The following is an 11733-nucleotide window of genomic DNA, read 5'->3' on the forward strand; positions in this document are numbered from 1 at the left end:
TGGCGGAGCAGAGAGCGGGCATTCCTGCCCCGCTCTCGATTCGCGTCACGTGTTATTCGGTTTCCAGATCGATATCGATGCCGAGGGAACGAATTTCCTTGATCAACACGTTGAAGGACTCGGGCATGCCCGGCTCCATACGGTGATCGCCATCCACGATGTTCTTGTACATCTTGGTACGGCCGTTCACATCGTCCGACTTCACTGTGAGCATTTCTTGCAGAGTGTAAGCAGCACCGTATGCTTCCAGTGCCCAGACCTCCATCTCCCCGAAACGCTGACCACCGAACTGCGCCTTACCACCCAGCGGCTGCTGGGTAACCAGGCTGTAAGAACCGGTAGAACGCGCGTGCATCTTGTCGTCTACCAAGTGGTTCAGCTTCAGCATGTACATGTAGCCAACGGTAACTGGACGCTCGAACTTGTTGCCGGTACGGCCGTCGGTCAGTTGCATCTGGCCGCTTTCCGGCAGGTCTGCCAGTTTCAGCATGGCCTTGATTTCGCTTTCCTTGGCGCCGTCGAACACTGGAGTGGCCATTGGAACGCCGCCACGCAGGTTGTTCGCCAGATCGAGGATTTCCTGATCGGAGAAGCTGTCCAGATCTTCGTTACGACCGCCGATCTGGTTGTAGATCTCGTCCAGGAAGGTGCGCAGTTCAGCGACTTTACGCTGCTCTTCGACCATCCGGTTGATCTTCTCGCCCAGACCTTTGGCCGCGAGGCCCAGGTGGGTTTCGAGGATCTGACCAACGTTCATACGCGAAGGTACGCCCAGCGGGTTGAGGACCACGTCGACCGGGGTGCCATTGGCATCGTGCGGCATGTCTTCAACCGGCATGATCACGGAGACCACACCCTTGTTACCGTGACGACCGGCCATCTTGTCGCCCGGCTGGATGCGGCGACGGATTGCCAGGTAAACCTTGACGATTTTCAGCACGCCTGGAGCCAGGTCATCGCCCTGCTGCAGTTTGCGCTTCTTGTCTTCGAACTTGTCGTCCAGCAGACGGCGACGATCAACGATGTAGGCCTGAGCCTTCTCGAGCTGCTCGTTCAGAGCATCTTCAGCCATGCGCAGTTTGAACCACTGGCCGTGCTCAAGACCGTCGAGTACTTCGTCGGTGATGTCCTGACCTTTCTTCAGGCCGGCGCCGCCTTCGGCCTTGTGGCCTACCAGTGCGGAACGCAGACGCTCGAAAGTCGCGCCTTCAACGATGCGGAACTCTTCGTTCAGATCCTTGCGGATCTCGTCCAGCTGGGACTTCTCGATCGACAGTGCACGAGCATCACGCTCAACGCCGTCACGGGTGAAGACCTGTACGTCGATGACAGTACCTTTGGTGCCGGTAGGCACGCGCAGAGAGGTGTCTTTAACGTCGCTGGCTTTTTCACCGAAGATTGCACGCAGCAGTTTTTCTTCCGGAGTCAGTTGGGTCTCGCCTTTCGGAGTGACCTTGCCAACCAGGATGTCGCCTGCGCCTACTTCAGCACCTACGTAAACGATACCGGCTTCGTCCAGCTTGTTCAGTGCAGCTTCACCCACGTTCGGGATGTCCGCAGTGATTTCCTCTGGGCCAAGCTTGGTGTCACGGGCCACACAGGTCAGTTCCTGAATGTGGATCGTGGTGAAACGGTCTTCCTGAACCACACGCTCGGACAGGCAGATGGAGTCTTCGAAGTTGAAGCCGTTCCATGCCATGAACGCGATGCGCATGTTCTGACCCAGCGCCAGTTCACCCATGTCGGTGGACGGGCCGTCGGCCATGATGTCGCTACGCTGAACGCGATCACCTTTACGCACCAGCGGACGCTGGTTGATGCAGGTGTTCTGGTTCGAGCGGGTGTACTTGGTCAGGTTGTAGATGTCGACACCGGCTTCACCGGTTTCAACTTCGTCATCGGCAACACGAACCACGATACGGCTGGCATCGACGGAATCGATCACGCCACCACGACGAGCCACGACGCAAACGCCGGAGTCACGGGCTACGTTACGCTCCATGCCGGTACCTACCAGCGGCTTGTCAGCGCGCAGAGTCGGTACAGCCTGACGCTGCATGTTCGAACCCATCAACGCACGGTTGGCGTCGTCGTGCTCGAGGAACGGAATCAGCGACGCTGCAACCGATACAACCTGCTTCGGCGAAACGTCCATCAGGGTGACGTCTTCCGGCGCCTTGACGGTGAATTCGTTCAGGTGACGTACGGCAACCAGTTCGTCGATCAGGACTTTCTGCTCGTTCATGGTCGCCGAAGCCTGCGCGATCACGTGATCGGCTTCTTCAATAGCGGACAGGAACACGATCTCGTCGGTGACGACACCCTCTTTCACCACGCGGTACGGGCTTTCCAGGAAGCCGTACTGGTTGGTGCGAGCGTACGCAGCCAAGGAGTTGATCAGGCCGATGTTCGGACCTTCCGGCGTTTCAATCGGGCAGACACGACCGTAGTGAGTCGGGTGTACGTCACGGACTTCGAAGCCTGCGCGCTCACGAGTCAGACCGCCAGGGCCGAGTGCAGAGACACGACGCTTGTGGGTGATCTCGGACAGCGGGTTGTTCTGGTCCATGAACTGCGACAGCTGGCTGGAACCGAAGAACTCTTTCACCGCCGCAGCCACTGGCTTGGCGTTGATCAGGTCTTGCGGCATCAGGCCTTCGCTTTCAGCCATCGACAGACGCTCTTTGACCGCACGCTCAACACGTACCAGGCCAACGCGGAACTGGTTCTCGGCCATTTCGCCTACGCAGCGAACACGACGGTTACCCAGGTGGTCGATGTCATCGACGATGCCTTTACCGTTGCGGATGTCGACCAGAGTCTTCAGGACCGCGACGATGTCTTCCTTGCACAGCACGCCCGAACCTTCGATCTCGGTACGACCGATACGACGGTTGAACTTCATCCGGCCGACCGCAGACAGGTCATAGCGCTCAGGGCTGAAGAACAGGTTGTTGAACAGGGTTTCGGCAGCGTCTTTGGTTGGCGGCTCGCCTGGACGCATCATGCGATAGATCTCGACCAGCGCTTCCAATTGGTTGCTGGTGGAGTCGATCTTCAGCGTGTCGGAGACGAACGGACCGCAGTCGATGTCGTTGGTGTACAGGGTCTCGATGCGAACGACCTGAGCCTTGGCGATTTTTGCCAGGACTTCAGTGTTCAGCTCGGTGTTGCATTCGGCCAGGATTTCTCCGGTAGCCGGGTGCACGATAGCCTTGGCGGTGGTGCGGCCAAGGACGTAGTCCAGTGGCACGTCCAGCGTCTTGATACCGGCTTTTTCGATCTGGTTGATGTGGCGCGCGGTAATACGGCGGCCTTGCTCAACGATGACCTTGCCCTTCTCGTCCTGGATGTCCAGAACCGCAACTTCACCACGCAGGCGCGACGGCACCAGTTCCAGGCTGAGGGTTTCGCCGCTCAGGTGGAATACGTTGGTGGTGTAGAACGCGTCCAGCACTTCTTCGGTGGTGTAACCGAGTGCGCGCAGCAGTACCGAAGCCGGCAGTTTGCGACGACGGTCGATACGCACGAAGACGCAGTCTTTCGGGTCGAATTCGAAGTCCAGCCACGAACCGCGGTAAGGAATGATGCGAGCCGAGTACAGCAGTTTGCCGGAGCTGTGCGTCTTGCCGCGGTCGTGGTCGAAGAACACGCCCGGGGAACGGTGCAGCTGGGAAACGATAACACGCTCGGTACCGTTGATTACGAAGGTACCGTTCTCAGTCATCAGGGGAATTTCACCCATGTAGACTTCTTGCTCTTTGATGTCCTTGATCGCTTTGTTCGACGATTCTTTGTCGAAAATGATCAGGCGCACTTTTACCCGCAAAGGTACGGCGAAAGTCACACCGCGCAATACGCATTCTTTGACATCAAATGCCGGTTCGCCCAGGCGATAACCGACGTACTCCAGCGCAGCATTGCCGGAGTAGCTGATGATCGGGAAAACGGATTTGAAGGCCGCATGCAGGCCCACGTCGCGGAACTGATCTTTAGTCGCTCCCGCTTGCAAGAATTCACGATACGAATCCAGCTGGATGGCCAGGAGGTAAGGCACATCCATGACGTCCGGCAACTTGCTAAAGTCCTTGCGGATACGTTTTTTCTCAGTATATGAGTAAGCCATCAGCGTTCCCCAGCTTGGTCACCTGCTTGTTTGGCCCCTCCCGACGGGAGCAGCCAGAAAATCGTGCAAACCCCATGGTTTGCGCCACCGCATCGGGTGGTTACAGCGCCTTTATCAGCACCGACCCAGTCGGCTGCCAATAACGGAAAAAGGCCGGTGGCAAGAGCCACCAGCCATCAGCCTGTCGCTTGACGCTCGGGCTGGAGGAGCAAAGTCGATGCTTACTTCAGCTCGACTTTAGCGCCTGCTTCTTCCAGCTTCTTCTTGGCGTCTTCAGCCGCTTCTTTCGAAACGCCTTCAGCTACAACCTGAGGAGCGCCGTCTACTTTCTCTTTGGCTTCTTTCAGGCCCAGACCGGTCAGTTCACGAACTGCCTTGATCACGTTAACCTTCTTCTCGCCAGCTTCCAGCAGAACAACGTTGAACTCGGTTTGCTCTTCAACAGCAGCAGCAGCTACAGCTGGGCCAGCCGAAGCGGCAGCAGCGGTAACACCGAAGGTTTCTTCCATCGCTTTGATCAGCTCAACGATTTCCACTACGGATTTCTGGCCGATTGCTTCGATGATTTGTTCGTTAGTCAGAGACATGACTCAATTCCTGAATTGGGGGACGGCCTACGCGACCATCGAAATAAACAAAAAACGCGAGAAGTGACGAGCCTTAGGCTGCGGCAGCTTCTTTCTGGTCGCGAATTGCCGCCAGAGTACGAGCCAATTTGCTGGTTGCGCCTTGAATCACGCTCATCAGCTGAGAAATTGCTTCGTCACGGGTCGGCAGAGTTGCCAGTACGTCGATCTGATTAGCTGCGAGGAACTTGCCCTCGAACGCAGCTGCCTTGATCTCGAACTTGTCCTGACCCTTGGCAAACTCTTTGAAGATACGGGCAGCAGCGCCCGGATGTTCGTTCGAGAATGCAATCAGGGTCGGGCCGGTGAACACGTCGTTGAGGACACTGTATTGAGTGTCAGCAACAGCGCGCTTGAGCAGGGTGTTACGTACAACACGTACGTAAACGCCAGCTTCACGAGCCTCTTTACGGAGTCCGGTCATTGCGCCTACTGTTACGCCACGTGCATCAACCACGACAGCGGACAGAGCGACTTTGGCAGCCTCGTTGACTTCAGCGACGATGGCCTTCTTGTCTTCGAGATTAATTGCCACGGGTTTAACTCCTGCTTGTTACCGTTTCATTCGATCGGAACCGAATGTCGTTTTGGTGTCTGATTCGGTAAGGAACCGGGAGCACCATCTGCGTAGGCTTGAGGTTTAAGGCTTGCGCCGCCTACGGTCTTGGATAGCCCCCGCCAGGCAGGGACCCCAATCTTTCAATTGGCGCGGCAAACCGCGCCAACCTTTGTCTTACGCGTCGAGCGAGCTCTGGTCGATAACCAGACCTGGGCCCATGGTGGTGCTCAGGGTAACGCGCTTGACGTAAATGCCTTTCGAGGAAGCCGGCTTGATACGCTTCAGATCAGCGATCAGGGCTTCAACGTTTTCCTTCAGCTTGACGGCGTCGAAGCCCATCTTGCCAACGGAAGTGTGGATGATGCCGTTTTTGTCGGTGCGATAACGAACCTGACCAGCTTTGGCGTTCTTGACCGCGTTGGCTACGTCTGGAGTTACGGTGCCGACTTTCGGGTTAGGCATCAGGCCACGTGGACCGAGGATCTGACCCAACTGACCTACAACGCGCATGGCATCCGGGGATGCGATCACTACGTCATAGTTCAGGTCGCCGCCTTTCATTTCGGCAGCCAGGTCGTCCATACCTACACGGTCAGCGCCGGCAGCCAGAGCGGCCTCAGCAGCTGGACCCTGGGTGAACACAGCAACGCGAACGGTCTTGCCAGTGCCGTGTGGCAGCACAGTAGCGCTACGAACAACCTGGTCAGATTTACGCGGGTCTACACCCAGGTTTACAGCAACGTCGAACGACTCGCTGAACTTGACAGTCGACAGCTCGGCCAGCAGAGCAGCGGCGTCTACAATGTTGTAGGCCTTGCCTGCTTCGATTTTGCCGGCGATAGCCTTTTGACGCTTGGTCAGCTTAGCCATTACACACCCTCCACGTTAAGGCCCATGCTACGAGCAGAACCGGCGATAGTACGCACGGCTGCATCCATATCAGCTGCAGTCAGATCCGCGTTTTTGGTTTTCGCGATTTCTTCCAGCTGAGCACGGGTAACAGTGCCAACCTTAACGGTGTTCGGACGAGCGGAACCGCTGGTCAGACCGGCCGCCTTCTTCAGCAGAACCGAAGCAGGGGTGGATTTGGTTTCGAAAGTGAAGCTACGGTCGCTGTAGACAGTGATGATCACTGGAGTCGGCAGACCTGGCTCAAGACCCTGGGTACGGGCGTTGAAAGCCTTGCAGAATTCCATGATGTTCACGCCGTGCTGACCCAGAGCAGGACCAACCGGTGGACTTGGGTTAGCCTGAGCGGCCTTCACTTGCAGCTTGATGTAAGCGGTAATCTTCTTGGCCATGAGGCACTCCAATTACGGGTTCGAACGCCTCGAAAGGCTCCCCGGTTACTTGCGCGTTTATCCCAGTGACGACAAAACCCCACAGCCTAAGGCTGCGGGGTTGGGATTGCTTGTCCAGTTAGACCTTCTCGACCTGACTGAACTCGAGCTCCACCGGAGTAGAGCGACCGAAAATGAGCACTGCCACTTGGATCCGGCTCTTTTCGTAGTTAACTTCTTCCACAACGCCATTGAAATCAGCGAATGGACCGTCATTGACACGTACCGTCTCGCCCGGCTCGAACAACGTCTTCGGCTTCGGCTTGTCGCTACCATCAGCAACGCGACGCAGAATCGCTTCTGCCTCTTTATCGGTAATTGGTGCAGGCTTGTCGGCAGTACCGCCGATGAACCCCATCACCCGAGGAGTATCCTTGACCAAGTGCCAAGTACCCTCGTTCATATCCATCTGGACCAGCACATAGCCCGGGAAGAACTTCCGTTCGCTTTTGCGCTTCTGGCCGTTACGCATCTCTACCACTTCTTCAGTGGGAACCAGAATCTCGCCGAAGCCATCTTCCATGCCAGCCAGCTTTACGCGCTCGATCAGCGAGCGCATCACATGCTTCTCGTAACCCGAGTAAGCATGCACAACATACCAACGCTTAGCCACGGGACACCCTTAGCCGACAATCAAGGAAACAAGCCAGCCGAGCAGGGAATCAAGACCCCACAACAGCAACGCCATAACCAGAACAACAGCCACGACAATCAGCGTGGTTTGCGTGGTTTCTTGGCGAGTTGGCCACACGACTTTACGAATCTCGGTGCGAGCTTCCTTAACCAGTACAAAGAAAGACTTGCCCTTCGCGGTCTGCAGGCCTACAAAGGCAGCTACAGCAGCAATGGCAAGCAAAGCGAGTACACGGTACAGGATCGGCGACGCAGCGTAATACTGATTGCCAACAACGCCAACAACTACCAAAGCGACTACTACAAGCCACTTGAGCAGATCGAAGCGAGAGCCTTGAGCTTCAGCTTTAGGAGTCATCTATGAAGATCCTGTGAAAAGAAAGCCAGACACACCGAGTGAATCTGGCAGGTCAGGAGGGAATCGAACCCCCAACCTACGGTTTTGGAGACCGTCGCTCTGCCAATTGAGCTACTGACCTAAAACAAAATCAGGCCGACCATTATGCCGGCCCGAAAAATACATTACAACCGCTTATTCGATGATTTTAGCTACGACGCCAGCGCCGACGGTACGACCGCCTTCACGGATAGCGAAACGCAGACCGTCTTCCATCGCGATGGTTTTGATCAGGGTAACAGTCATCTGAATGTTGTCACCTGGCATTACCATTTCAACGCCTTCTGGCAGCTCGCAGTTACCAGTCACGTCAGTAGTACGGAAGTAGAACTGTGGACGGTAGCCTTTGAAGAACGGAGTGTGACGACCGCCTTCTTCCTTGCTCAGAACGTAAACTTCTGCAGTGAACTTGGTGTGCGGCTTGACCGAACCTGGCTTGACCAGAACCTGGCCACGCTCAACGTCGTCACGCTTGGTACCACGCAACAGAACGCCGCAGTTCTCGCCAGCACGACCTTCGTCCAGCAGCTTGCGGAACATTTCAACACCGGTGCAAGTAGTAACGGTGGTGTCACGCAGACCAACGATTTCCAGCGGATCCTGAACGCGAACGATACCGCGCTCGATACGACCAGTCACAACGGTACCGCGACCCGAGATCGAGAATACGTCTTCGATTGGCATCAGGAATGGCTTATCGATCATACGAACTGGTTCTGGGATGTAGGCATCCAGAGTTTCAACCAGCTTCTTGACGGCAGTGGTGCCCATCTCGTTGTCGTCTTTGCCTTCCAGCGCCATACGAGCCGAACCGATGATGATCGGAGTGTCGTCGCCCGGGAAGTCGTAAGTCGACAGCAGGTCACGAACTTCCATCTCAACCAGTTCCAGCAGCTCAGCGTCATCTACCAGGTCAGCCTTGTTCAGGAAGACCACGATGTACGGAACGCCAACCTGACGGGACAGCAAGATGTGCTCACGGGTTTGCGGCATCGGACCATCAGCGGCCGAGCAAACCAGGATAGCGCCGTCCATCTGAGCAGCACCGGTGATCATGTTCTTCACGTAGTCAGCGTGACCTGGGCAGTCAACGTGAGCGTAGTGACGGATCTTCGAGTTGTACTCAACATGCGCAGTGTTGATGGTGATACCGCGAGCTTTTTCTTCTGGTGCGCTGTCGATCTTGTCGAAGTCAACGATTGCAGAACCGAAAACTTCGGAGCAAACGCGAGTCAGAGCAGCAGTCAGAGTGGTTTTACCGTGGTCAACGTGACCAATGGTCCCAACGTTGACGTGGGGCAGGGAACGATCAAATTTTTCCTTAGCCATCGATATCACCCTCTACAGAAGAAATTAGACAAACAATATCAACCATTAAAACAAAGGCAGATATTTTCATATCTGCCTTGTTATATGGAGCTCTTGAGCGGATTTGAACCGCTGACCTCACCCTTACCAAGGGTGTGCTCTACCAACTGAGCTACAAGAGCAAAACCCTTTTGCACAACCTGCAAACTTGGAGCGGGTAGCGGGAATCGAACCCGCATCATCAGCTTGGAAGGCTGAGGTTCTACCACTAAACTATACCCGCGGAGCCTGCAGCTCACGCTTAAATCTGGTGGAGGGAGAAGGATTCGAACCTTCGAAGTCGTAGACGTCAGATTTACAGTCTGATCCCTTTGGCCGCTCGGGAACCCCTCCTAATCAGGCCGGCATTCTATATCATGCCCAACCCCTGTCAAGCATTTTCTCATTTAAAAACCTGAGGTTAGCTGCGTTGACACGCTTCACTTCGAATCCCGCTTAAGGTGTTCGCTGTGGAGCGGGCGCCATTCTATGCAAACTATTGAGCAGGTGCAACCCCTTCGCACAGCATTATTTTATGTTTTAACCCATTGAATTCCTTGGAAAGGTTTTGCAACTGCTGATCGCCCAACAACGGCTGGCCATCCGGCGCAACTGCAAGCCAGTAACCGCTTCCTGCAGCAGCTTTCGGCACGGATTGAGCATTGACCTTCATCGCCACCAGGCGCTGTTGCAACCTGGCAATTGAATCCTCTTCAGAAAATCCACCAACGAAGAGACACTGTTGACGCGGCACCACCTGCCCTCTCCCGCTTTCACCAGCAGTTTCGCTCAGTAGACGGATATCCTGCTGCGCACCGCGATACAGACTAAGGGGCGTTACATCTTTGGCTCGCAAGGGCGCTTCCTGCTGATGCCAGACATAGTAAAAAACATTGAGAACCACTAGGAGCAGGAACAACCAACGCATATAAACCTCAGGACAAGGGACACGCCATCGCCAAGCCGACAAAAACCAGGTCGGGCACGACCCTGGCGTCAGGCGCGACGCCTTTAACCAACTCGGCATCCCCTCCCGTAATAAAGACGGTGAATTGCTCTCCCCAGTACGCTCGAGCCAGCTCTAATTGAGTGAGAACAAAGCCCCTCAGCATCAAAGAACAACCGCGCTCCACCGCTTCCACGGTGGTACGCCCCGGGACATGACTGGAAAGGGCGCGCTCTGCCGCCTCATCACCATAACGAATTTTACGGGTATGGGTGCGAAGCTGGTTTCGCATCAAAGGCATGCCTGGACAAATGAACCCACCGAGATGCTCACCGTCAGGCCCCACAAAATCGGCAGTAACCGCGGTACCGAAGTCGAGAACCAGACAAGCACTCCCGGCAGCCAGGTGAAAGCCGCCAAGCATCGCCAGCCAGCGATCGAGCCCCAGACGCTCATAGTCTTCGTAGCCGTTTCGAACACCAGACATCTCGCGAGCGGGCTTCGCACACGAGATAGGAATACTGAACTCGCGCTCAAGCATTTCGGTTAAAGCACTGGTTTCCTCGCTGGTCCTGACGCTTACCAAACGACACTTGCGCAGCGAGAGTGACTTTATGATGCGTAGGCTCTCAAGCAAAGCCTGATTGGAATCTACAACTCCTTCCGAGACCAGCTCGCTCGCCGACGCATCCAGCACGCGCCATTTTATAAAGCTATTGCCGCAGTCAAGCTCAAGAATCATCACGCAACCTCAGGCTGAGCTCTCCGCCACTAAAGGCCTTTTCGACACCATCTACAATCAAGCGCAACCCGCCTTGGTTATCAATCCCGAGCACTACTCCATCGATACGGCTGTTACCCGCGATCAACGACACGGAGCGCCCCTGCCACAGATGATTTTCCGCCCATTCTGCCTGCAGACTCGCGAACCCGTTGAGCTGGTGTTTATGGATATAAGTCTTGAGTTGATTACTCAATTCAACCACCAGAGCATTGCGATCGCAGGCTTTGCCTGACTCCAGTTTTATAGAAGTCCATTGCTGGTCGACCTCATCGGCAACCTGCATATTCACGTTGATTCCTATACCCAATACAACATGACACACATCCGCCGGATCGCCGACGAGTTCGAGCAGAATGCCAGCTATTTTCTTGTTACCCACCAAAACATCATTGGGCCACTTCAAACCGGCATTGGGCACACCGGTGTTTCGCAAGGCCTGCATCACCGCCAAGCCAACAACAAGGCTCAATCCCTCAAGCTGACGCATGCCGCCTTCGATGCGGAGTACAAGGCTGTAATAAAGATTTTCTGCAAATGGGCTTACCCACTTACGACCTCGACGACCACGGCCTGCCAATTGTCGCTCCGCGAGCACCAAAAACGGCGCGGCGGCGCCGTCACTGATGGAGCGCAGAGCTTCGGCATTTGTCGAGTCAACAGAGTCGAACACACGCACCGGCCATTGAGGCATCTTCCTGGTTATTTCCAGAGGATCAAGGAGCGTCAGAGGCGTCGACAATTGATATCCGCGACCGCGAACTTTATGGATCGACAGACCAAGTTCAGCTTCAAGCTGTTGTAGCTGCTTCCATACAGCACTTCGGCTTATTCCCAGGGCAACGCCCAGGTCCTGTCCGGAATGGAATCGTCCATCCTTCAGTAGATTCAACAACGTCAGCATGCAGGTATCGCCTCACAATGAGGCCCGCATAATAGCCATGCCCCGGGCCGTTGCATAGAAATCAAGCGGACACA

General features: G+C 55.4%; 11 protein-coding genes and 4 tRNA genes. All 15 read right to left on the reverse strand.

Going from position 1 to position 11733, the window contains the following annotated elements; all coding sequences use genetic code 11:
• Positions 1 to 52: 52 nt before the first annotated feature.
• Positions 53 to 4126, reverse strand: coding sequence for a DNA-directed RNA polymerase subunit beta (rpoB, locus tag ACYSTU_RS22190; RefSeq protein WP_016772939.1), 4074 nt, complete (start codon positions 4124 to 4126; stop codon positions 53 to 55).
• A 221-nt stretch (positions 4127 to 4347) separates the two neighbouring features.
• Positions 4348 to 4713, reverse strand: coding sequence for a 50S ribosomal protein L7/L12 (gene rplL, locus ACYSTU_RS22195; protein ID WP_007962228.1), 366 nt, complete (start codon positions 4711 to 4713; stop codon positions 4348 to 4350).
• 73 nt (positions 4714 to 4786) lie between these two features.
• Complete coding sequence (rplJ, locus tag ACYSTU_RS22200) at positions 4787 to 5287, reverse strand: 50S ribosomal protein L10 (RefSeq protein WP_008081912.1); 501 nt, start codon at positions 5285 to 5287, stop codon at positions 4787 to 4789.
• A gap of 198 nt (positions 5288 to 5485) precedes the next feature.
• A complete protein-coding gene (gene rplA, locus ACYSTU_RS22205) occupies positions 5486 to 6181 on the reverse strand; it encodes a 50S ribosomal protein L1 (RefSeq protein WP_016772938.1) in 696 nt (231 codons plus the stop codon).
• Complete coding sequence (rplK, locus tag ACYSTU_RS22210; protein WP_003176435.1) at positions 6181 to 6612, reverse strand: 50S ribosomal protein L11; 432 nt, start codon at positions 6610 to 6612, stop codon at positions 6181 to 6183. Before rplK ends, rplA begins: the two co-directional genes overlap by 1 nt.
• 118 nt (positions 6613 to 6730) lie before the next feature.
• Positions 6731 to 7264, reverse strand: a complete 534-nt coding sequence (nusG, locus tag ACYSTU_RS22215; RefSeq protein WP_007957598.1) for a transcription termination/antitermination protein NusG — start codon at positions 7262 to 7264, stop codon at positions 6731 to 6733.
• A 9-nt stretch (positions 7265 to 7273) separates the two neighbouring features.
• Positions 7274 to 7642, reverse strand: a complete 369-nt coding sequence (gene secE, locus ACYSTU_RS22220; RefSeq protein WP_016772937.1) for a preprotein translocase subunit SecE — start codon at positions 7640 to 7642, stop codon at positions 7274 to 7276.
• Positions 7643 to 7687: 45 nt separating this feature from the next.
• A tRNA-Trp gene (locus ACYSTU_RS22225) sits at positions 7688 to 7763 on the reverse strand.
• Between the two features lie 53 nt (positions 7764 to 7816).
• On the reverse strand, positions 7817 to 9010 hold the full coding sequence (tuf, locus tag ACYSTU_RS22230) for an elongation factor Tu (protein ID WP_064361246.1): 1194 nt from the start codon (positions 9008 to 9010) through the stop codon (positions 7817 to 7819).
• Between the two features lie 85 nt (positions 9011 to 9095).
• Positions 9096 to 9171 (reverse strand) — tRNA-Thr (locus tag ACYSTU_RS22235).
• A gap of 27 nt (positions 9172 to 9198) precedes the next feature.
• Positions 9199 to 9272 (reverse strand) — tRNA-Gly (locus ACYSTU_RS22240).
• A 25-nt stretch (positions 9273 to 9297) separates the two neighbouring features.
• Positions 9298 to 9382 (reverse strand) — tRNA-Tyr (locus ACYSTU_RS22245).
• Between the two features lie 142 nt (positions 9383 to 9524).
• Positions 9525 to 9956, reverse strand: a complete 432-nt coding sequence (locus ACYSTU_RS22250) for a hypothetical protein (protein WP_136494124.1) — start codon at positions 9954 to 9956, stop codon at positions 9525 to 9527.
• Between the two features lie 7 nt (positions 9957 to 9963).
• Positions 9964 to 10716, reverse strand: a complete 753-nt coding sequence (locus ACYSTU_RS22255) for a pantothenate kinase (RefSeq protein WP_136494125.1) — start codon at positions 10714 to 10716, stop codon at positions 9964 to 9966.
• Complete coding sequence (gene birA, locus ACYSTU_RS22260; protein WP_016772932.1) at positions 10706 to 11659, reverse strand: bifunctional biotin--[acetyl-CoA-carboxylase] ligase/biotin operon repressor BirA; 954 nt, start codon at positions 11657 to 11659, stop codon at positions 10706 to 10708. The genes ACYSTU_RS22255 and birA overlap by 11 nt, the downstream gene beginning before the upstream one ends.
• Positions 11660 to 11733 lie beyond the last annotated feature (74 nt).

Source organism: Pseudomonas glycinis (assembly GCF_054871425.1).